This window comes from Acidovorax facilis, assembly GCF_023913775.1.
GTDB lineage: Bacteria > Pseudomonadota > Gammaproteobacteria > Burkholderiales > Burkholderiaceae_C > Acidovorax > Acidovorax facilis.
In genome coordinates, this window is record NZ_JAMXAX010000113.1 from 1 (window position 1) to 19,252 (window position 19,252).

Here is a 19,252-nt window from a genome sequence, read left to right on the forward strand (position 1 = left end):
TGCTGCGGGTGGCGCTGGCCGCTGCGTGGCCACCACGGCAGGGGCCGTTGCCGGGGCTGCGGCGGCGGGGCGGCCTGGCTTGCCGGCGGCTTCTGGCGCGAACAGCTCGCGGATCAGTGCCAGCTTGGGCTTGACGGAATTGGCGTTGGTGGCGTCCAGCTGCAGCGCCTTGTTGTAGGCCTGGCTGGCCAGCTTGGCGTAGATGTCGCCCAGATTTTCGTGGGCAGTGGCGTAGCTGGGGTTGGTGCGGATTGCCATCTCCAGCGCCGTGCGTGCCTTGTCCAGCTGATTCTGGTTGGCGTAGAGCACCGCCAGATTGTTGTAGGGCTCGGGCAGCTCTGGGTATTCTTCCGTCAGCTTGGTGAAGGTGGTGATGGCATCGGCAGGCTTGCCCGAATCTGCCTGTGCAACGCCACGCAGGAAGCGCAGCTGCGGGTCGCGTGGGTTGGCGGCCAGGCGCTGATCGGCCTTGGCGAGCGCGTCGGCGGGCTTGCCTGCTTTGATCAGCTGGGTGATTTCTGTGTAGTCGTCGGCCTGGGCCGCGCCAGTGCCCAGCAGCGCGGTCAGTGCCAGCAGGCGCAGGAGGCGTGGAAGTGTGCGGCGGACTTGCTTCATGGGGGCTTCAAAGGTGTGGGGCAGCGTCTGTCCCGGGCGGGGGCTTATACTGCGGCGGATTGTAGCTGAGGGGGTTGTCATGACGGAACGCTGTTGCCGCGGGTGATTTCGCTGTAGGCCCCTCGCTGGGCCAACCCTTCGCCAGGGGCCTTTGCCCCCAGCTGCCGGGTGGATTTTCATTCACCCACCACCCCATCCCCCGTTACTGAAATCCCATGAGTTTGCGCATCTACAACACGCTGTCGCGTGCATTGGAAGACTTTTCCCCGCTCGAACCTGGCCATGTGCGCATGTATGTGTGCGGCATGACCATTTATGACCTGTGCCATATCGGCCACGCCCGGATGATGATGGCGTTCGACGTCGTGCAGCGCTGGCTCAAGGCCAGCGGCCTGCGCGTGACCTACGTGCGCAACATCACCGACATCGACGACAAGATCATCAAGCGTGCGCTGGAGCGTGGCATCACAATCCGCCAGCTCACTGACGAGATGATTGCCGCCATGCACCAGGACATCGGCCTGCTGGGCATCGAGCCGCCCTCGGCCGAGCCCCGCGCCACCGAATACGTGCCCCAGATGCTGTCGCTGATCGGCCAGCTTGAGGGCAAAGGCCTGGCCTACCGTGCCAGCAATGGCGATGTGAATTACTCCGTGCGCAAGTTCGACGGCTACGGCAAGCTCTCGGGCAAGTCGCTCGATGAACTGCGTGCGGGTGAACGTGTGGCCGTGCTCGATGGCAAGGAAGACCCGCTCGACTTTGTGCTGTGGAAGTCCGCCAAGGCCGAGGAGCCACCTGAGGCCAAGTGGGAAAGCGCTTTTGGCGCCGGCCGCCCCGGCTGGCACATCGAATGCTCGGCCATGAGCTGCGCCACGCTGGGCGAGACGTTTGACATCCACGGCGGCGGAGCCGATTTGCAGTTCCCCCACCACGAAAACGAAATCGCCCAGAGCGAAGGCGCCACGGGCAAGCCGCTGGCCAAGTTCTGGGTGCACAACGGTTTTGTGCGCGTGGACAACGAGAAGATGTCCAAGAGTCTGGGCAATTTCTTCACCATCCGCGACGTGCTCCAGCAGTACGACGCCGAGACGGTGCGTTTCTTCATCGTGCGTGCCCACTACCGCAGCGCGCTGAACTACAGCGATGCCCATCTGGACGACGCGCGCCAGGCGCTCAAGCGCCTGTACACGGCGCTGAGCCTGGTGGCGCCCTCCGATGTGGCGACCATCAACTGGGCCGATCCCTACGCCGCGCGTTTCAAGGCGGCCATGGACGAGGACTTTGGCACGCCCGAGGCCGTGGCCGTGCTGTTTGATCTGGCCGGTGAAGTCAACAAGACGCGATCGGCCGCGCTGGCGGGGCTGCTCAAGGCGCTGGGGGGATGCCTGGGCATTCTGCAGGGTGACCCAAACGCATTCCTTCAGTGGATGCCCCCTAGAGTTATCGAGGTGCCCGGTGCTGGCCTGATGCGGCCTGGCATTCCTTCGATTGCTGCAGGTCCACCTTCTAAGGCGTTCATTGACGAACAAATCGCTGCCCGCGCCGCCGCCAAGGCTGCCAAGAACTTCGCCGAGGCCGACCGCATCCGCCAGGCGCTGCTTGCCCAGGGCATCGTGCTCAAGGATTCCGCCGCAGGCACGACCTGGGAAGCTGCGCAGTGAAGCTGGTTTTTATGTCAAATATGCCTCTGGCGCAGGTGGGGTAAGCGGTGGCAGCTCTTAAAAAGATAGCGATCGATGTCGCAACGCCGCCGCTGGTGCTGGCCACGCCCGACTATTGGGCGGAGGCCTGCAAGCACCTGGTGAAGAAGGACCGGGTGATGAAGCGCCTGATCCCGCAGTTGGGCGATGCCGCGCTGCGTACGCGGGGTGATGCGTTCGTCACGCTGGCGCGCAGCATCGTGGGCCAGCAGGTGTCCGTCGCGGCGGCGCAGGCCGTGTGGGAGCGCTTCGTCGCGCTGCTGCCGCGCGGCATGAAGCCCGCCAGCGTGCTCAAGCTTAAGATCGACGACATGCGGGCCGCAGGCCTGTCGGCGCGCAAGGTGGATTACCTGGTGGATCTGGCCATCCACTTTGAGCAAGGCAAGCTGCACGTGAAGGACTGGGCGGCGATGGACGACGAAGCCATCATTGCCGAGCTGGTGGCCATCCGGGGCATTGGCCGCTGGACGGCCGAGATGTTTCTGATCTTCTACCTGATGCGCCCCAACGTATTGCCCCTGGATGACCCAGGGTTGATCGCAGGAATCAGTCACAACTATTTCTCGGGCGATCCCGTCAGCCGCAGCGATGCGCGCGAGGTGGCCGAGGCCTGGAAGCCATGGTGCAGCGTGGCAACTTGGTATATTTGGCGATCGCTCGACCCCCTGCCGGTGGCTTACTGAAAACGGCTGACCCAGCCTGACGCGCTTTACAAAACTCGTTAACCGTCGGTTACAGTGCGTGCCATTCGTATTCGTGGCAGCCGCAACCGGCGCGATCCCCTAGGAGAAAAACGTTGGCGAAAAAGACCTTTCTGGATTTCGAGCAGCCCATCGCCGAACTCGAATCCAAAATTGAAGAACTGCGCTACGTGCAGACCGAGAGTGCCGTCGATATCTCGGAAGAAATCGACCAGCTGAGCAAGAAGAGCCAGCAACTCACCAAAGACATCTACAGCGAACTGTCGCCCTGGCAGATCACCAAGATTGCCCGGCATCCCGAGCGCCCTTACACGCTCGATTACGTGCGCGACATCTTCACCGACTTCGTGGAACTGCACGGCGATCGCCATTACGCGGACGACCTGTCCATCGTGGGCGGCCTGGCGCGTTTCAACGGCCACGCCTGCATGGTGCTGGGCCACCAGAAGGGGCGCGACACCAAGGAGCGCGCCATGCGCAACTTCGGCATGAGCAAGCCCGAGGGCTATCGCAAGGCCCTTCGCCTCATGAAAACGGCCGAGAAGTTCAAGCTGCCCGTGTTCACCTTTGTGGACACGCCCGGCGCATACCCCGGCATCGACGCCGAAGAACGCGGCCAGTCTGAAGCCATCGGCCGCAACATCTTCGAGATGGCGCAGCTCGAAGTGCCCATCATCACCACCATCATTGGTGAAGGCGGCTCTGGCGGCGCACTGGCCATCAGCGTGGGTGACCAGGTCGTCATGCTGCAATACGCCATCTACTCCGTGATCAGCCCTGAGGGCTGCGCTTCCATCCTCTGGAAGACCAGCGACAAGGCCCAGGAGGCGGCCGATGCCCTGGGCATCACCGCCCACCGCCTGAAGGCCCTGGGCCTGGTGGACAAGATCGTGAGCGAGCCCGTGGGCGGCGCCCACCGCGACCACAAGCAGATGGCGGCCTTCTTGAAGCGTGCCCTGGGCGATGCCTTCCGCCAGGTGGCCGACCTCAAGACCAAAGACCTGCTGGACCGCCGCTACGAACGTCTGCAGAGCTACGGCCGCTTCAGCGACACCAAGGCCGATAGCCGCTGAGCGGTTGACTGCCCATCGCGCATTGCGCCCACGGCCCTTCGGGGCCGTTGTTGTTTTTGTGGTCAGAACCTAGGAGTGTGGGCAGCAGAAGGAGCACCGGCTGCAACGCGCGATAAACCGGTCTCGCGCGGTACTACCTCCTGCGCCCAGGGGCCCACCCTGGGCTTGTCGGTAGCACCACGCAATCCTCGGTTTTCGCACGTTTCGCTTCGATGCCTTCTGCCGCCCACACTCCTAGCGCTCTGCGGGCTAACCACCACTGGCGCACAGGCTGATACCGGATGTAACATGGCTCAATCCGACCGCACGTGCGGGTGGATCAAGAAGGGGTGCCCCATGTCGCTTCTGAAGACGCTCAAAGGCCAGATTCTGGTGTTGTCCGCCCTGTGTATGGTGGCCGCCTTGCTGGTACTGACCCTGGTCAACTACTTTTCAGCGCGCGGGCAGGCGCAAGTGTCGCTGGCGGAAGAGGGGCTGGCCACGGCCAAAAGCCACGCCGAGACCATTGAGGAATGGGCACGGGGCAAGTCGGCGATCATTGCGGCGTCCGTCACCGCCTTTGAAGAGCCCGAGCCCGCCAAGCCGCTGGCCATGCTGCGGGATGCTGGCAAGTTCAGTACCGCCTACTTTGGCTATGCCGACAAAAAATACGTGTTCTCTGAAACGCGCAATTTGCCGGCAGATTACGACCCCACTGCGCGGCCCTGGTACAAGCAGGCGGCGCAGGCGGGCACGTCGGTCGTCACGCCGCCCTACATTTCAGCGTCGGACCAGAAGCTCGTTGTGACGTTTGCCACCCCGGTGGGCGCAGGCGCCGCCCTCAAGGGGGTGGCGGCGGGCGATGTGTATATGGAGTCGGTGGTGGCCAATGTGGCCTCCATCCGGCCCACGCCCCAGAGCTTTGGGTTCCTGGTGTCAGCCGACGGAAAGATCATTGCCCACCGCGATCCGGCGCTCACCCTCAAGCCCATTGCGGAGCTGTCCAAAGACCTTGCGGTGGACAAATTGGTCGCAGCCGCCAAGGACAGCACCAGCCTGTTGCAAGCCGACATTGGGGGGCGCAACCGCCTGCTGAGTGTGGTTCCCATCGCTGGCACCTCGTGGATGCTGGTGGTGGCCCTGGATGAGAGCGAAGCGATGGCGCCCATCCGCTCCATGCTGGCCACATCCCTGGTCTCTAGCGTGTTGGTGTTGTTGGTAGCCGTCGGGTTGCTGGGCGTGATCTTGACCCGGCGCCTGCGCCAGTTGAGCCTGGTGCGCGACGCCATGCACGAAATCGGCACAGGCGACGGTGATCTGTCGCGCCGCATCGACGCGCAGGGCGAGGATGAACTGGCGCAAATTGCTGCCAGCTTCAACAGCTTTGCGGGCAAGCTCTCGGGTGTGCTGGCGCAGATCCGTGATGCCAGCAGCTCGGTGCGCGTGGCGGCCGAAGAGATTGCCACCGGCAACCAGGACCTGAGCGGGCGCACCGAACTCACGGCCTCCAGCCTGGAGGAGACATCCGCCTCCATGCAGCAGCTGACCGAAACCGTGCGCCACAACGCGGATTCAGCTCGCCAGGCCAACCAGCTGGTGGCCCAGGCATCCAGCGTGGCGCAGCACGGTGGCCAGGTGGTGGGCAATGTGGTGACCACCATGGAGCAGATCAATGCCGCGTCGCGCAAGATCAACGACATCATCGGAGTCATTGACGGCATCGCCTTCCAGACCAACATCCTCGCACTGAATGCGGCGGTAGAGGCAGCGCGCGCTGGCGAGCAGGGCCGGGGCTTTGCGGTGGTGGCCAGCGAAGTGCGCAGCCTGGCCGGGCGCAGTGCGGAGGCTGCCAAGGAAATCAAGCAGCTCATCAGCGCGTCGGTGGAGCAGGTGGAAAACGGCTCGCGCCTGGTGCATGACGCGGGCACCACGATGAAAGACATCGTGACCTCGGTGCAGCGCGTCACAGACATCATGGCCGAGATCACGGCCTCGACCAACGAGCAAAGCACCAGCATCAACGAGGTCGGGCAGGCGGTATCGCACCTGGACCAGATGACCCAGCAGAACGCTGCGCTGGTGGAACAAAGCGCCGCCGCCGCGCAGAGCCTCAAGGACCAGTCAGTGCGGCTGTCGGAGGTGGTGGGCACGTTCCGCCTGTCCGCCGATGCCTCACGCGCCGGGCCGCGTTTGTCCGCGCCAGCCGGTTGATGGGATGGATGGGGCAGGCAAGGGGAGGGCGCCCGCGATAATCGGCGCCCATGCATTCCCGCTCCGTCCAACGCTTTTGCGCGCTTGATGCGCCACCACCGCTCCGTGGCGCAGGCCGGGTGCTGCAATGACCCAGTCTTTCGACGCTGCCATGCAGGCCTTTGCGCCCGCACTGCCACTGGCTGTGGGGCTGAGTGGCGGAGCCGACTCCACGGCGCTGCTGCTGGCTTGTGCGCGCCGGTGGCCTGGGCAGGTGCAGGCCATCCATGTGCACCACGGCCTGCAGGCGGCGGCCGATGGGTTTGAGCGGCATTGCACCGCCTTGTGCCAGGGCCTTGGCGTGCCGCTGTGGGTGGAACGGTTGGATGCCCGCCATGCCCCGGGCCAGAGCCCCGAAGATGCCGCCCGGCAGGCAAGATACAAGGCTTTTGAGGCTGTAGCGCTTGCCAGTCAATCGCAAATAGCTATCAAATCAATAGCAATTGCGCAACATGCGGACGACCAGGTCGAGACGCTGTTGCTGGCGCTGTCGCGTGGTGCAGGCGTTGCCGGGCTGGCCGCCATGCCTGCCCGCTGGGAACGCGCTGGCGTGGTGTGGCACCGCCCGTTGCTGCCAGTGGCCGCCGGAGACATTCGCAGCTGGCTGCGAGCGCAAGAACAGGGCTGGGTGGAAGACCCCACCAACACCGACGAGCGCTACACCCGCAACCGCATCCGCGCGCAGCTGCTGCCTGCGCTGGAGGCCGCCTTTCCGGCGTTTCGCGACACGTTCGCCCGCTCGGCCTCCAACGCCGCGCAGGCCGCTGAGCTGCTGGAAGAACTGGCGCAGCAGGACTTGGCGCGCGTCGGTGCACCGCCGCAAATCGCTGCACTGCAGGGCTTGAGCCGCTCGCGCCAGGCCAACGTGCTGCGCCACTGGTTGCGCCAGTTCCACCACACCACACCCGCGGCGGCGCAACTGGGCGAGCTGTTGGACCAGATTGCGGCCTGCACCACGCGCGGCCACCGCATCCACATCAAGGTGGGGTGTGGCTTTGTGGTGCGGACCGGGCCAGCCCTTGACTGGTGCGACCCCCACGTTGGGGGGCTCTAGTTGCCCGAACATCGCAAGGCACCCTGCGAGGAAGACAAAAAATGGAACAAGCCGTCGTACCCGGCATCGTGGTCAACCGCGACGAGGCCAAGATCTCCGTGCTGGGCGTGCCCGGCAGGCGCGGCCTCGCCCGCGAGATCCTGGGCGCGGTGGGCGATGCCAACATCGAAGTCGGCGTGATCATCCAGAACGTGAACAAGGACGGAAAAACCGACTTCAGCTTCACCGTGCACTGCAATGACTATGCCCGCACCATGGACCTGCTCCAGGAGAAGGTGGTACCCACACTGGGGGTGCAGGAACTGGTGGGGGACACCACCATCTGCGCGGTGAGCATCGCCGGTATCGGCATGCACAGCACTGTGGGGATGGCCAGCAAGATGTTTAGTACCCTGAGAGAAGAGGGCATCAACATCCAGATGATCTCCACGTCCGCAATCAAGACCTCGGTGGTGATCGACGAAAAGTACGCCGAGTTGGCCGCGCAAAGCCTGTCCAGAGCATTTGAGTGTGACCAGCAAGGAGCCGTACCAGACTGCCAGAAGCGGCTCAGAAATGGGGCATAATAGTGGGATTGGAAACGTGACCGAGTGGCCGAAGGTGCTCCCCTGCTAAGGGAGTATGGGGTGTAGAGCCTCATCGAGGGTTCGAATCCCTCCGTTTCCGCCAACCATCAGGAAAAGCTGCAAGCATGGCCTTAAAGCCATCTGCAGCTTTTTTTTCGTCCTGATTTTCTGACTGCTCTAGGTCTTCGGCCATCGCGGCCATGAAGGCATGCGCCGGGTCTTCGCCCAGGATGGCGCGCATTTTTCCCCTCACGCGCCAGCCGCAGGCGCGCTTCCCTTGTTTCATCTCTACCAAGTTCGACGGGTTCAGACCGAGTAGCTCGGCTAGCTTTCGTTGGCTACCGGCAACCTCTGCTGCCCGCTGGATAAGTGTTTCCAGTGTTAGGTGTGTGACAAGTGGTTCCATTTTGAGAATGATTCCTTTAGTATTGCGTTACCAAATTGGCAATGGTTGCAATTTGGTAATTCTCACACAGGAGCCGCCATGTCCCCAACACCTCAGGTTTGCACACCCCCTGCCACCAAACGGCCCGGCGAAAGCTTGGCGGCTCCAGCCGCTGCCGGGCAGGGGGTGTGCACCACCTACCGACGTGAGCGCGCATCGCGTGCGGCCTCTCTCCCAGGTCGCCGCATTTCCTCACGCTCTGCTTTTCTGAGCGCCTTTTCCTTCCTCCTGCTTGCGATGCTGATAGCAATCAGCAGTCCAGCGATGGCCACGATCAGCGCAGCAATCCCCCACACCACGGGGGCTGTGACTTGTTCCATTTTTGTTTCTCCCTCTGTAACGACCGCCTTCATTGTCGGCTGCTGCCTTCTGGCCCTTGTGGTTTTCCACCTCGCGATGGTTCCTGCAATGAATTGGATCGTGCGGAGGTTCTCATGAAGTTCAACGGTCAATCCGGCGCAGGCATGGTGCCCATGTTCATGGGCCGCGCCCCCCACCAATGGCAGCACGTCCTTGCCTTCATCGACTCGCTGCCCAAGCAAGACGACGCGGGCGCGACCGGCAAGCGAAGCGCGGGCGCGCCTGCGGCGGCGGATGTTGAATCCTCTGCTATCAATTTTGGGGGGTGCGTAGCGTCGGCAACAGCCGTCCCCGATGGTAATCACGGGGACAACTTCGAAGAGGGCAGAGCGTGACCATCGCCACCCCTCTCGTCCTCGATGGCAATGAGGTTCTGTTGCGTCTGCACGAAGAGCGCACCGTTACCGGCTCGCCCGTTCATATCGACTGGCTGCGCTTCACCCTCAATCTGCGCCATGCCCCCGTCCCCACGGTGGACACCCTCTTCCCCCCACGCGACGAAACCCAGGATTGGGAAAAGTCCCTCCACCAGATCAGCGAAGAAGACCGGCGCCGCCACGATCTAGCCCGCATCCTTCGCGGCCTGGATGACCCTGATTTCTCGGCCACCACGCAAGCGCTGGAGCTCGCGCAAAACGTCTGTGAACTGCTCGGTGCTGGTTTCACGGTGGACCCCGAATTGAAGAAGGGTCACGACTTCTACCGTTACCGCTGGTCGATCATGCGCGCAGGCTCTGAATGCGGCTGGGTGGGGTGCCTGTCAAGCGGCGACAGCCCGCGCCAATCGGCCCAGGCCAAGACCCTGCATTGCAACCTCTACGGTGCAGCGTGCACGTTTGCACGCCCTGGTTGGCACTACCAGATGGCCGACTATCTGGACGAACACCGCGCAGTCGTCACGCGGTGCGATCTGGCCTTGGACTTCTTCGAGGGCATTTCAGGTGGCATGGACCGCATCGGCTCCGACTACGACGCTGGCCTGATGGATCACCTGGGACACCGCCCAAAGCACAACTGTGTGGGCGCGTGGCGCTCAGGTGGTGTAGGCCGGTCCTTCTACTTCGGCAGCAAGGCCGCAGGCAAGCAAACCAACGTGTACGACAAGGGCGTTCAGCTCTATGGCGAGCAGGACGCCACCGGCTGGCAACGCATCGAAGTGCGCTATGGAAATCAAAAGCGCCTGTTGCCCGTGGATCTGCTGCGCAGGCCCGCCAACTTCTTCGCAGGCACCAGCGAATGGCACGCACTGATGCTCTCCGAGCACGGCGAAATTGCCCAGGCCGAGCCCATCAAAACAGAGCCACGCCTGCCCCTTGAAACCTTGATGGCGGAGTGCACGCGCAACGCCCGTTGGTTCTTCTCCACCGCTGGCAAATCTGCTGCGCTGGCCTTCCTCTACATGGACCGCGAAACCCTCGCGGGCTTCATCGAGAACTGCGCAGAGCTTCCTGGTCGCCTCTCCAAGTTCAAGCGGCAAGAGGTCGAGCGCGTCTATCAGGCCATGTTCAAAAAAGTCTCTGGCACCAGCGCTGGCCCCGCTGCGTTCGCCGCATAACCCGGCCAAAAGGAAAACATCAAATGCGTATGCAAAGCCAAGCCGTGTTGCACGGCATCAAGTCCAGCAAGGGCGACTATGAAGGCCGCGCCTTCGACTCCACCACGTTCCACCTCTCGGTGGACATGGGTCAAAGCTCCAGCGGGGAAAGCATCGGCGTAGTCACGCGCCCATTCAAGTTTGGCGACTCGTCCGAGTTCCAGAAGTGGGCACACCTCAAGAACAAATGGCCCATCACTGGCGTGATGTGCGATTGCGAATTCGATGTGGTGGCAGGTGCTGACAACTCCACCAAGCTGACACTCCTGGGCATCCGTCCCGCAGCCACAGCCAAAGCCGCAGCCTAACCATGCGCCTCGTCATCCAGTCGCGCACCACGGGCTGCTTTCTCGCGCCCAACGTTGAGGACGGACAGCCCGAATGGGTCATGTTGCTGTCTGAGGCTGCAACGCTGGATGACGTGGAAACCTGCGTCCAGCTAATCGAGGATCACGCGGAGCCTTTCCACCGGCCCGCTGTCGTTGATCTTGATGACCTCTATGGAAAGGCCCTAAATGCCTGAAATCGACCTCGGCCACGTAGCGCAACAACTCGCCATCCTCGGCATCTGCGCAGGCTTCATCGGTGCCGCCCTGTGGCATCTGCTGGTCGGCTCCATGCACGTGCTGGCCCACCGCCTGCACGCCCGCGCAGCCCGCCGTGAACGCATCGCCCAAGCGCGTGCACGAGCCCTCGGAAATGCCTGAGCAAACCATTCAATGCACCTCGGCCTGCACGGTCACGGTGCAGCACGAAATCACCCTCCCTGTGCTCGAACTGAGCCCGCAGGAAGGGGCAGTAATCAGCAGCGCCATCCTGCTGGTGTGGGCTGTGGCGTGGGCCTTCCGGGTCCTCATCCAGGCCATTAAATCTTCCGATGGAAACCAAACCAATGAGGACTGAAACATGAACCGCATCAATGCACAAATCCGCCGCTTTGCCACTGCTGCCGCAGTCGGTGCCCTGGCCCTCGCCAACAACGCACACGCCGCCATCGACGTGACTGGCGTGGTCTCCGAGATCAACGGCACCATCGCGCCCATCGGCCTGATCGGCGCTGCTGTGCTGCTGGTCGTGGTGGCCGTCGCGGCCTTCAAGTGGGTGCGCCGCGCTATCAGCTAAGCGCTAGCTGCATGTGCTCCCTGACCGGCCGGCAGGGGCCTTGCAAAAGTCCACACGGTGGGCTTCTTCAAGGTGAAAACAAATGGGCCTTCTCGTCATCGTCGCATCACTGGGGGCCGCATGGCTAATCTTCTCCGCCTGATCGCGCTGTCTCTCCCCCTTGCGCTGTTCTTGGGCTTTACCGGTCCCGCATCAGCCGTGATCAACGCAGGCCAGAGCGTTTGGTATTGCACTGGTCCTGGCGGTGAAAAGCCCGGGCGCTGTGGCGCCTGCGGTCTGGAACAAGCTGACAAGATCGCGACCAATCACTACTACTGCAAGGACCCCACCACCGCCGCGCTCATTGGTCAGGAATACCTTGTGCCAAAGCCGGACTACTGCCCGCCCAATTCCACCATCAGCGGCACCACCTGCACATGCAATACCGGCTTTGAAGAGAAAGATGGCCAGTGCAAGCCCAAAAATCCATGCCCCGAAGGCCAGCACGAGGAAGGCGGCGCCTGTGTTCCTGACAAGTGCAAAGCCGACGAGGTGCGCGTAAATGGTTTTTGTGTCAAGGAGCCACCGTGTGAGCCGGGCTACACCCGTATAAACGGGGTTTGTAAGAAGAACGGTTGCCAGCCTGGGAAGGAAGTTGGTGAAAGATTCACCAATGGCAACACCACCACCTATAGCTGTGAAGACGGCTGCACGGTGAAGGCCAATCCATCTATCTGCGTAACCTGGGAAGGCCAAACACAATGCACCGGCACTGGGCGCCAAACGGGCTCCACCTGCACCCCATCCGATAGTGGCGGCGGTGGGCCTAATGACGGCCCTGGTGGTCCCGACACTGGTCCCGGAACCGGCCCCGGTACAGGCCCCGGCACGGGTCCTGGCACCGGCCCCGGTGGTGGCGGCACCGGCCCTGGTGGTGGTGGTACAGGTCCTGGCACTGGCCCCGGTGGCGGCGGTACAGGTCCTGGCACTGGCCCCGGTGGCGGTGGTACAGGCCCCGGCACTGGCCCCGGTGGCGGTGGTACAGGTCCTGGCACTGGCCCCGGTGGCGGCGGTACAGGTCCTGGCTCTGGCTCTGGTGGTGGCGGCCTTCCACCGCCAAAGCCTGTCCCTCCTGAAGATGATGATGATGGCGATGGCGAGTTTGAATGCCCTTCCGGTTTCTCGCCCGCCCCCAGTGGCCCCGCATGCATCAAGGACCCTGAGCCGCCAGACGATGGCAAGTGCCCTGATGGCACCGTACTAATCAACGGTCAATGTTGGGGCACTTACACGCCCAGCCCTCCTGGTGGTGGCAACGGTAACGGTCCTGGTGGCGGCAACGGTGACGGCGATGGTGATGGTGATTCCGGTTTCGGTGGCTCTTGTATGCAAGGTTTTGGCTGTGAAGGCGATGCCATCTTTTGCGCGATCGCCAAAGAACAGCACCGCCGCGCCTGCAAGCTCTTTGACGACAAAAGCGCGGAGTCTGACCTCTACGACAAAGAAAAAGGCAAGGAGGGTGAGCAGACCAAAGACCTGCCCGGCAACAAAGAAGAAAGCATGGCCAATCGCATCAGTACGGCCAATGCCTTCGGTGGTGGTCAGTGCATCCGAGACTTGAATATCGTCGTTGTCGGCAAATCGGTAACCCTGCCAATGAGCAAGATTTGCCCGAGCCTCGAAATCATCGGAAACATCATGGTTGCAGTGTCCTTGCTGCTCGCCATTCGCATCGTTGGGAGGGGCTAAGCAATGCCAATATTCATCGCTGCCATCGGCGGCATGCTGCTAAATCTGGTCGGATCCATCGTGGGCCGCGTCCTGGTTGCTCTCGGCATGGCCGTCATCACCTACACCGGCGTGAACGCCAGTCTTGAGGCCCTCAAAACCCAAGCAATCCAAAGCTTCACCAGCCTGCCCCCCGAAGTCTTCGGCATGCTCTCCATCATGAAAGTGGGCGTGGCAATCAGCGTCGTGACAAGCGCCATCGCGGCCCGCTTGCTGCTCGATGGCCTGACCTCCGACACCTTTAAACGCTTCGTGCTCAAGTAGCCATGCTGTACCTCATCAGCGGCGCCAATGGCGCAGGCAAGACCCTGAACACCCTCAAGTGGGTACGCGAACGCCAGCTCAAAGAAAACCGCCCCGTGTGCCATAACGGGCGCTTCGAACCCGTGCCCGGTGGCGAGTTGGACGGCTGGAAAAAAATTGACTTCAAGGACTGGCAAGCAGAGCCAGACGGCACGATCTTTCTGATTGACGAAGCCCATAACGATCTGCCCAACAGGCCCGCAGGCTCCACCGTGCCCGAATCCGTCAAGATGCTGGCAGAACACCGCAGGCGCGGCTTTGACTTCTACATGGTCACCCAGCACCCGCAGAACATCGATAGCTTCGTGCGCCGCCTGATCGGCCCGCCTGGATGGCACCGCCACCTCAAACGCTCCTTCGGTGTCGATATGGTCAGCGTGCTGGAGTGGTCCGCAGTCAATCCCAATTGCGAAAAAGACGGCAGCGGCAAGACCGGCACAGTCACCATGCAAGCCTTCCCCAAGGAGGTTTATGGCTGGTACAAAAGCGCAAGCCTGCACACCGGCAAAAAGAAGCTGCCCGCAAAGCTTTGGGTCTTCCTCGCCTGCGTTCTGCTCATTCCGCTGTTGATCTGGCTCGCCGGTTCCAAGCTCTTGACCAAGACCGAAGCGAAGGCCGCCACCAAGCCCGCCAGTCAGGTCGAAACCATCGCCACAGCACCGCAGGCAGTAGCCGCGAAGCTCACCCCAGAGCAGTACATTGAACAGCGCTCTCCACGCCTGCCAGACTTCCTGCACACGGCCCCGGCCTATGACGAGGTGACTAAGCCCACTGTGGCCCCGTATCCAGCCGCGTGCATCACCATGGGCAAGACCTGCAAGTGCTACACCCAGCAGGCAACGCTTATGCAAGTCAGTGGCCCTGTGTGCCTCCAGATCGTGGCGCAAGGCTTCTTTGTGGACTGGCAGCAGCAAAGCCAGCAGGCAGCGCAGCAGGGCCCCCAAATGCTCCCGCAGCAGGTCCGCATGCAGCCTATGCAAGCAATGCAGCCACCGCCCCAGCAGGTGCGCAGCGTGCCCACTCCCAAGCTAGAGCCGAACCTTCCCGGCCAGATCACGCAGTCCGACATACCGCAGGCCCTGGGCATCAGAAACCCGGCCTTCAACGTCTACCCACACAACAGCGGCAGCCAAGGCGGGTAACGCTCCAATCATCCCTTCTGAGAGACAAACAGGGCCCCGAGAACGGAGCCCTTGTGGCGCAGTGGTGGGGTCGGGGTATGGGGTGACAAACCCCATGTCAGGCCGTTGATTAACCCTTGCCCGGTTTCTCCCTGAGCGCCAGCACACCGCACTGACAAGCCACTGAAAACCTATGGATTTCGGGGCCGCCATTTTGGGCTTTTACTAGTTGGTAAAAAAGCCAAGATTTCCCAAAAAGGAGGGAAAGAAGATGGCATTGATTGGATATGCGCGAGTTTCAACGCAGGACCAAGATACGGCTTTACAGCTGGACGCATTGTCCAAAGCTGGCTGCACAGTTGTTTTTCAGGAGAAGGCAAGCGGCGCGTCACGCAGGGGGCGGCATGAATTGACGCGGTGTCTCGCATCGCTCCAAAAGGGTGATGTACTGGTCGTGTACAAGATTGACCGCATCGCCCGCAGTCTTTTTGATCTGCTGGCTATGTTGCGCCAGCTTGAGGGTGTAGGAGCCACCATCAAAAGTGTCACTGAACCGCTTGACACAACAAACAGTATGGGCGTTTTCGTCGTTCAGATACTCGGCGCTGTGGCCCAGCTTGAACGTTCAATGATTCGGGAGCGCTCGATAGCGGGACAGATTGCCGCTAGGGCACGGGGGAGAATGCCGGGCAGACTGCGTGCTCTGAGTGCCACCGATGAGGCGGCTTTGGTCGCTGAGTATCAGCAAGGGGGCATTACGCAGGCCGGACTAGCCCTGAAGTATGAGGTTTCTACTTCGGTGGTTAAGCGGGCGTTGTATCGCGTCAGACAGCCACGTTAGGGTCAGAAACATCCGTTTCCGCCAGCATAGAACCCCAAGTGATTGATTCACTTGGGGTTTTTTGTTTTCTTAATCAATCGGTATGCCATTTGGTATGCCATGGCATGTTGGCTTTCGTTGAACGTCGCTGGATAAGCGTGTAGCTAGACTGAGCGCTTTCGCGTCAAGTAGTCTCAAATTTCCAGGCGGGCTGTGTGGACGATTGTGAACAGGCGCTGCGCGTTGCGGGTGCATAGCTGGCTCGTAGCTCTTGAAGGCCTTGTAGGCCACCGCAGGTTCCTGGGGTTTGAGTACGTTGAGGTTGCCCGCTCCATGGCGGCGCAGGCACGGGTCCAGTCACGAGCGTGAGACATGAGGCGAATGAACTCGCGCGTAACAGCCAACAGGTCATTCAAGGGCAGTAGCAAGGTACGCCTCAGGTGAGCCACCACGGTCTCTTGCGCAGGCGTGAGTACCGTTTGCAGGTGGTAGGCCGTGTGCGAGCGGCCCCCAAAGACAGAGCGCTTTTTCCACTTGTAGACCGTCTGCTTGGTGGCGCCAAAGCGCTGGGCCAAGACCCTGACTGTCTCTTCGCTGGCCGTGATCTCTCCACACACGGCAGGCGTGGTGCGGGCGTTTTTGTGCAGGACAATCAACATGGCTTCGCTCCCTGGGCGGATTGCAAGGACTCTGTCAATTTCTTGCGGAACCGCTCTGGCCATGAAGAGTTGATAGCATTTTGGATCGATGCAATCATCCGGGATGCGACACTTAAAGGAGGAGCGGGGATGGTTTGTGGCAAGCTCAGAACCAAAAAGAGCGGGTGTGGAACCATAAGGAAATTCGCTACGCTCGCAGCTATGGTCAGCTACTTTATTGAAGAGTACCGACCTGGAGAGCTGGGTGAACTTCGAAGTTTCCAGACTGATGAAAAGGGGTTGACAAAGGCACTTCTTGAGCGTGCCGCATTGGCGCGGGACTCGCATGGAAAGCGCTATGCGCATCAACGACGACTGACGCGCGACAGCCTGATTAGTGCGCACGAAGCTCTGCGGGCGAAGCTGGGGCGCCTCCAGAAGGCGGGGTCTTTCGACGAAGTGTGGGATTTGGTGCGGGACGCTACGTCGGAGGTTGCCGGCATCGGTGAGCTGTACCACTACGACACCGCATTGCGGATAGCTGCTGCATGTCGTCATGCTCCCGAGGATGTTTGTCTTCATGCGGGAACAAGGATTGGGGCAAAGCGGCTGGGCATCCGCACGGATCGTGAACGTGTGCTGATGTCTGAGTTACCCACTGAACTGCACAGATTGCAGGCGCATGAGGTGGAGAGCTTCTTATGCATCTTCAAGAATCAGCTGGGGGCAGCTACCCAACGTCGAGCCTGACATTCCCCTTGGTTGCCAGACAGGTACAGATTGACCCTCAGTCACTTGCCTGTCAGCGAAGATTTCTCGACGGAGTAGGTCGCGGCATCCAGGGTTGCGGATGCGCAACCTACGAGGCCTCTTGGATCAGGTGAGAAGAATTTCTGCCGATTGAAGGTCAATTAATTTTGAAAATCAACAAAAATCTGTTGATTTTTTCATTTTATGATCTAATTTCGCATGCTTCATCACTACTCGTTCGCCAATTTTCAGTCTTACCGGGAATGGACCGAGGTGTCCATGCTGGTGGATGGCAAAGTGCCACAGTCGGTCTGGGCCCGGAACGTTCCTACTGGCGAGCGTGTCAGCAGTGTGATGTCGGTCATCGGTGCCAATGCCAGTGGCAAGACGGCGTTGCTCAAGCCGCTTTTGTTTGTAGACTGGTTCATCAGCCAGTCCTTCGCGATGGACCCTCAGGCTGCCATTCCCGTGCAACCTCATCTGTCATCGCCCAATGAACCGTCACAGTTTGAGGTAGAAGCCGACTTCGAAGGTCGCCTGTGGCGCTACTCTTTGCGATGCACCCCGGAGCGCGTGCTGCATGAGTCACTCTATGTCAAACACGACCGCATGCGTTACGTGTTCACGAGAGACTGGAATGAAGACGATCAGGTGTATGTGGTCAAGCAGAAGGATTTTGGCTTGTTGCCTGCGGAGGCGAAGAAGGTCCGGCCAAACGCCTCGCTGATTGCGACCGCCGCACAGTACGGAGTGCCGTTGGCCCAACGACTAGCGATAAGTACTGTGCGGACAAACATCCATCAGTATGGTCGGCAGCCCTATGACCCGAATCAGTTGCTAACGGCTGCCGCCCACTTTGTCCAAAGTGACACCCAGCGGTTGCAGTTGGTCTCGATGCTGCGTCGATGGGATCTCGGCCTCAAAGACGTGGATATCCGGCAGATGGACAGCGTTCAGCCCGACGGCAGCAAACAGCCATTTTGGGTGCCCTTTGGCATACATTCGACGAGCGAAACAGCGGGCTTTGAGTTGCCCTTCATGCTCGAGTCCAACGGCACGCAGAGCTTGTTCGTGCTGCTGTCTCGCCTTCTTCCTGCTTTGGAAAGAGGTGGGGTGGTGGTGATCGATGAACTGGAAAACGATCTTCATCCGCACATGCTTGAACCGATCCTGGAGTTGTTTGCCAGTTCCAAGACCAACCCGGGAGGCGCCCAGCTGCTCTTTACCTGCCACGCAGTGGAGGTCCTCAATGTTCTTCATAAGTCGCAGGTCATGCTTGTCGAAAAAGATGAGCAGAACCAAAGTACCGCCTGGCGACTGGACAGCGTGGGCGGTGTGCGCAATGACGACAATTTATACGCCAAGTACATGGCCGGTGCGTATGGAGCGGTACCACAGCTATGAACCGCAGAAGATTGCCTCGGGTTGCTGCTCGCACTGTCCTGATCGTTGGCGAAGGTGACGCCGAGGAGGTGTTCTTGCGCTATCTAAAAGGGTTGTATGTGGAGCGGGGCTCAGGGGTGGCTGTCACGATCAAGAATGCCCGGGGCAAAGGTGCGGGCCATGTGGTGGACTATGCACGCCGCCAGGCAATGAATGCGCAATACGATGTGGTGGCTGCGCTCCTTGATACTGATACCGGCTGGACAGACGCTGCAAGAAAAATGGCTAAACAAGCAAGCATTCAGGTTTTGCCTTGTGATCCCTGTCTAGAAGCACTTCTGCTTGCTGTGAAGGACGAAGCCATTGATGGAAAGACCACTGACCAATTGAAGAGGGCGTTTGAGCGGCGCTTCGGATGCAGTGCCTCTGAAATGGATTGGACTCGGCACTTGGACATAGCGCTTGTAGACCGTAAGGCTGGCGAACACCCTGTGCTTGGGCAACTGATTCAGACGTTCATTCGCGTGGATGTCGCTCGCTAGATGTGGCTGCATTGCACGAGAGTGCAGGAGGTACACCCGAGACACCTTGCTCAGACAATCTTGCGTATGCGTCTTGACGTGCCCCTCGGGTGAAGGTAACTAGAGTTCGTTTTCAGCGGGTGAGCGGGGCGCGGCGGTCTGACTTGACTTTCAAGACCATAGGCGAATTTTGTGGGAGGGGAGGCTTGTGAAGATTGGAATCTGTCGACTTTGCCACCGAGAGGCCCAGCTTTCGAGGAGCCACATTGTTCCGAAGGCGGTGGTCAACCCTTTGAAAGCCGAAAAAGGGTTTTTGCTTCAGGTAAATGGTCGAGTGTTGATTTCCACGCAAACCTAACCCACCGGGGATGCGGACAAAAACTTGGACTACCAGGAGGTAGTTCATGTATTCCTACGAAGATCGAATCCGAGCCGTTGAGCTCTACATCAAGCTGGGCAAGCGCGTCAGGCCCACCATACGGCAGCTGGG

At 60.8% G+C, this 19,252-nt stretch carries 25 protein-coding genes, 1 tRNA gene and 2 pseudogenes; 22 read left to right on the plus strand and 6 right to left on the minus strand.

What is annotated here, in order from left to right:
• The coding region (locus tag NFX52_RS23115) for a tetratricopeptide repeat protein (protein ID WP_252635836.1) at window positions 1–615 on the minus strand (615 nt) is incomplete at its 3' end.
• A 215-nt stretch (window positions 616–830) separates the two neighbouring features.
• Here NFX52_RS23115 and cysS point away from each other — a divergent pair.
• The 7 genes and pseudogenes from cysS (at window position 831) to NFX52_RS23150 (ending at window position 8,041) form a co-directional block, all read left to right on the plus strand.
• Complete coding sequence (gene cysS, locus NFX52_RS23120; RefSeq protein ID WP_055400673.1) at window positions 831–2,276, plus strand: cysteine--tRNA ligase; 1,446 nt, start codon at window positions 831–833, stop codon at window positions 2,274–2,276.
• 47 nt (window positions 2,277–2,323) lie between these two features.
• Complete coding sequence (locus NFX52_RS23125) at window positions 2,324–2,998, plus strand: DNA-3-methyladenine glycosylase family protein (RefSeq protein WP_082437559.1); 675 nt, start codon at window positions 2,324–2,326, stop codon at window positions 2,996–2,998.
• 113 nt (window positions 2,999–3,111) lie between these two features.
• Window positions 3,112–4,089, plus strand: coding sequence for an acetyl-CoA carboxylase carboxyltransferase subunit alpha (locus tag NFX52_RS23130; protein ID WP_055400675.1), 978 nt, complete (start codon window positions 3,112–3,114; stop codon window positions 4,087–4,089).
• Window positions 4,090–4,425: 336 nt separating this feature from the next.
• Window positions 4,426–6,279, plus strand: a complete 1,854-nt coding sequence (locus tag NFX52_RS23135; RefSeq protein WP_055400677.1) for a methyl-accepting chemotaxis protein — start codon at window positions 4,426–4,428, stop codon at window positions 6,277–6,279.
• A gap of 127 nt (window positions 6,280–6,406) precedes the next feature.
• Complete coding sequence (tilS, locus tag NFX52_RS23140) at window positions 6,407–7,372, plus strand: tRNA lysidine(34) synthetase TilS (RefSeq protein ID WP_055400679.1); 966 nt, start codon at window positions 6,407–6,409, stop codon at window positions 7,370–7,372.
• A 38-nt stretch (window positions 7,373–7,410) separates the two neighbouring features.
• Window positions 7,411–7,938: pseudogene (locus NFX52_RS23145) on the plus strand (ACT domain-containing protein); the annotation flags it as partial.
• A gap of 10 nt (window positions 7,939–7,948) precedes the next feature.
• Window positions 7,949–8,041 (plus strand) — tRNA-Ser (locus NFX52_RS23150).
• On the opposite strand, the gene NFX52_RS23155 is transcribed toward NFX52_RS23150, so the two are convergent.
• Both NFX52_RS23155 and NFX52_RS23160 read right to left on the minus strand, forming a co-directional pair.
• Entirely contained in the window at window positions 8,009–8,344 is a 336-nt protein-coding gene (locus NFX52_RS23155; RefSeq protein ID WP_082437561.1) for a hypothetical protein, read from the minus strand. The two genes, NFX52_RS23150 and NFX52_RS23155, sit on opposite strands and share 33 nt — an antisense overlap.
• A 176-nt stretch (window positions 8,345–8,520) precedes the next feature.
• Window positions 8,521–8,703, minus strand: a complete 183-nt coding sequence (locus tag NFX52_RS23160) for a hypothetical protein (RefSeq protein WP_252635837.1) — start codon at window positions 8,701–8,703, stop codon at window positions 8,521–8,523.
• Between the two features lie 114 nt (window positions 8,704–8,817).
• On the opposite strand from NFX52_RS23160, the gene NFX52_RS23165 reads away from it, so the two are divergent.
• Genes NFX52_RS23165 through NFX52_RS23195 form a run of 7 tightly spaced genes read left to right on the plus strand, consistent with a single transcriptional unit; the run spans window position 8,818 to window position 11,459 of the window.
• Entirely contained in the window at window positions 8,818–9,078 is a 261-nt protein-coding gene (locus NFX52_RS23165) for a hypothetical protein (protein ID WP_055400683.1), read from the plus strand.
• A complete protein-coding gene (locus NFX52_RS23170; protein ID WP_055400685.1) occupies window positions 9,075–10,298 on the plus strand; it encodes a replication initiation factor domain-containing protein in 1,224 nt (407 codons plus the stop codon). Before NFX52_RS23165 ends, NFX52_RS23170 begins: the two co-directional genes overlap by 4 nt.
• A gap of 29 nt (window positions 10,299–10,327) precedes the next feature.
• Window positions 10,328–10,645, plus strand: a complete 318-nt coding sequence (locus NFX52_RS23175; protein WP_252635838.1) for a hypothetical protein — start codon at window positions 10,328–10,330, stop codon at window positions 10,643–10,645.
• 2 nt (window positions 10,646–10,647) lie between these two features.
• Window positions 10,648–10,860, plus strand: coding sequence for a hypothetical protein (locus NFX52_RS23180; protein WP_055400689.1), 213 nt, complete (start codon window positions 10,648–10,650; stop codon window positions 10,858–10,860).
• Window positions 10,853–11,044, plus strand: a complete 192-nt coding sequence (locus NFX52_RS23185; protein ID WP_055400691.1) for a hypothetical protein — start codon at window positions 10,853–10,855, stop codon at window positions 11,042–11,044. The genes NFX52_RS23180 and NFX52_RS23185 overlap by 8 nt, the downstream gene beginning before the upstream one ends.
• Window positions 11,037–11,240 (plus strand): hypothetical protein, encoded by a 204-nt coding sequence (locus tag NFX52_RS23190; RefSeq protein WP_055400693.1) that lies wholly within the window; start codon window positions 11,037–11,039, stop codon window positions 11,238–11,240. Before NFX52_RS23185 ends, NFX52_RS23190 begins: the two co-directional genes overlap by 8 nt.
• 3 nt (window positions 11,241–11,243) lie before the next feature.
• Window positions 11,244–11,459: a major capsid protein gene (locus NFX52_RS23195; RefSeq protein ID WP_055400695.1), complete on the plus strand. Its 216-nt coding sequence runs from the start codon at window positions 11,244–11,246 to the stop codon at window positions 11,457–11,459.
• Between the two features lie 192 nt (window positions 11,460–11,651).
• Here the strand turns inward: NFX52_RS23195 and NFX52_RS23200 are convergent, their stop codons facing one another.
• Entirely contained in the window at window positions 11,652–12,221 is a 570-nt protein-coding gene (locus NFX52_RS23200) for a hypothetical protein (RefSeq protein ID WP_162239784.1), read from the minus strand.
• A gap of 46 nt (window positions 12,222–12,267) precedes the next feature.
• Between NFX52_RS23200 and NFX52_RS23205 the strand changes: the two genes are divergently transcribed.
• The 5 genes from NFX52_RS23205 (at window position 12,268) to NFX52_RS23225 (ending at window position 15,491) form a co-directional block, all read left to right on the plus strand.
• Window positions 12,268–12,702 (plus strand): hypothetical protein, encoded by a 435-nt coding sequence (locus NFX52_RS23205; protein ID WP_055400697.1) that lies wholly within the window; start codon window positions 12,268–12,270, stop codon window positions 12,700–12,702.
• A 122-nt stretch (window positions 12,703–12,824) separates the two neighbouring features.
• Window positions 12,825–13,187, plus strand: a complete 363-nt coding sequence (locus tag NFX52_RS23210) for a hypothetical protein (protein WP_055400698.1) — start codon at window positions 12,825–12,827, stop codon at window positions 13,185–13,187.
• A gap of 3 nt (window positions 13,188–13,190) precedes the next feature.
• Window positions 13,191–13,490: a DUF2523 domain-containing protein gene (locus NFX52_RS23215; RefSeq protein ID WP_055400700.1), complete on the plus strand. Its 300-nt coding sequence runs from the start codon at window positions 13,191–13,193 to the stop codon at window positions 13,488–13,490.
• Window positions 13,491–13,492: 2 nt separating this feature from the next.
• Complete coding sequence (locus tag NFX52_RS23220; protein WP_055400702.1) at window positions 13,493–14,671, plus strand: zonular occludens toxin domain-containing protein; 1,179 nt, start codon at window positions 13,493–13,495, stop codon at window positions 14,669–14,671.
• 250 nt (window positions 14,672–14,921) lie between these two features.
• Window positions 14,922–15,491 (plus strand): recombinase family protein, encoded by a 570-nt coding sequence (locus NFX52_RS23225; RefSeq protein WP_055400704.1) that lies wholly within the window; start codon window positions 14,922–14,924, stop codon window positions 15,489–15,491.
• 237 nt (window positions 15,492–15,728) lie between these two features.
• Here the strand turns inward: NFX52_RS23225 and NFX52_RS23230 are convergent.
• Window positions 15,729–16,129 (minus strand): annotated as a pseudogene (locus tag NFX52_RS23230) (transposase family protein); the annotation flags it as partial.
• A gap of 201 nt (window positions 16,130–16,330) precedes the next feature.
• On the opposite strand from NFX52_RS23230, the gene NFX52_RS23235 reads away from it, so the two are divergent.
• The 3 genes from NFX52_RS23235 to NFX52_RS23245 all read left to right on the plus strand — a co-directional run bounded on the left by NFX52_RS23235 (window position 16,331) and on the right by NFX52_RS23245 (window position 18,783).
• Window positions 16,331–16,858: a hypothetical protein gene (locus tag NFX52_RS23235; RefSeq protein WP_055400706.1), complete on the plus strand. Its 528-nt coding sequence runs from the start codon at window positions 16,331–16,333 to the stop codon at window positions 16,856–16,858.
• A 219-nt stretch (window positions 16,859–17,077) separates the two neighbouring features.
• Window positions 17,078–18,262 (plus strand): AAA family ATPase, encoded by a 1,185-nt coding sequence (locus NFX52_RS23240; protein WP_055400708.1) that lies wholly within the window; start codon window positions 17,078–17,080, stop codon window positions 18,260–18,262.
• Window positions 18,259–18,783 (plus strand): hypothetical protein, encoded by a 525-nt coding sequence (locus NFX52_RS23245; RefSeq protein ID WP_055400710.1) that lies wholly within the window; start codon window positions 18,259–18,261, stop codon window positions 18,781–18,783. Before NFX52_RS23240 ends, NFX52_RS23245 begins: the two co-directional genes overlap by 4 nt.
• Before the next feature lie 263 nt (window positions 18,784–19,046).
• Here NFX52_RS23245 and NFX52_RS23250 read toward each other — a convergent pair.
• Window positions 19,047–19,252: hypothetical protein (locus NFX52_RS23250; protein ID WP_238385690.1), on the minus strand; the 206-nt coding region annotated here is incomplete at its 5' end.

Coding starts and splice junctions, on each gene's coding strand:
- NFX52_RS23180 (WP_055400689.1), top strand. CDS start 10,648: ATGCGCCTCGTCATCCAGTCGCGCACCACGGGCTGCTTTCTCGCGCCC.
- tilS (WP_055400679.1), top strand. CDS start 6,407: ATGACCCAGTCTTTCGACGCTGCCATGCAGGCCTTTGCGCCCGCACTG.
- NFX52_RS23245 (WP_055400710.1), top strand. CDS start 18,259: ATGAACCGCAGAAGATTGCCTCGGGTTGCTGCTCGCACTGTCCTGATC.
- NFX52_RS23240 (WP_055400708.1), top strand. CDS start 17,078: ATGCTTCATCACTACTCGTTCGCCAATTTTCAGTCTTACCGGGAATGG.
- NFX52_RS23165 (WP_055400683.1), top strand. CDS start 8,818: ATGAAGTTCAACGGTCAATCCGGCGCAGGCATGGTGCCCATGTTCATG.
- cysS (WP_055400673.1), top strand. CDS start 831: ATGAGTTTGCGCATCTACAACACGCTGTCGCGTGCATTGGAAGACTTT.
- NFX52_RS23215 (WP_055400700.1), top strand. CDS start 13,191: ATGCCAATATTCATCGCTGCCATCGGCGGCATGCTGCTAAATCTGGTC.
- NFX52_RS23190 (WP_055400693.1), top strand. CDS start 11,037: ATGCCTGAGCAAACCATTCAATGCACCTCGGCCTGCACGGTCACGGTG.
- NFX52_RS23235 (WP_055400706.1), top strand. CDS start 16,331: ATGGTCAGCTACTTTATTGAAGAGTACCGACCTGGAGAGCTGGGTGAA.
- NFX52_RS23155 (WP_082437561.1), bottom strand. CDS start 8,344: ATGGAACCACTTGTCACACACCTAACACTGGAAACACTTATCCAGCGG.
- NFX52_RS23205 (WP_055400697.1), top strand. CDS start 12,268: ATGACGGCCCTGGTGGTCCCGACACTGGTCCCGGAACCGGCCCCGGTA.
- NFX52_RS23185 (WP_055400691.1), top strand. CDS start 10,853: ATGCCTGAAATCGACCTCGGCCACGTAGCGCAACAACTCGCCATCCTC.
- NFX52_RS23195 (WP_055400695.1), top strand. CDS start 11,244: ATGAACCGCATCAATGCACAAATCCGCCGCTTTGCCACTGCTGCCGCA.
- NFX52_RS23160 (WP_252635837.1), bottom strand. CDS start 8,703: ATGGAACAAGTCACAGCCCCCGTGGTGTGGGGGATTGCTGCGCTGATC.
- NFX52_RS23175 (WP_252635838.1), top strand. CDS start 10,328: ATGCAAAGCCAAGCCGTGTTGCACGGCATCAAGTCCAGCAAGGGCGAC.
- NFX52_RS23225 (WP_055400704.1), top strand. CDS start 14,922: ATGGCATTGATTGGATATGCGCGAGTTTCAACGCAGGACCAAGATACG.
- NFX52_RS23135 (WP_055400677.1), top strand. CDS start 4,426: ATGTCGCTTCTGAAGACGCTCAAAGGCCAGATTCTGGTGTTGTCCGCC.
- NFX52_RS23210 (WP_055400698.1), top strand. CDS start 12,825: ATGCAAGGTTTTGGCTGTGAAGGCGATGCCATCTTTTGCGCGATCGCC.
- NFX52_RS23220 (WP_055400702.1), top strand. CDS start 13,493: ATGCTGTACCTCATCAGCGGCGCCAATGGCGCAGGCAAGACCCTGAAC.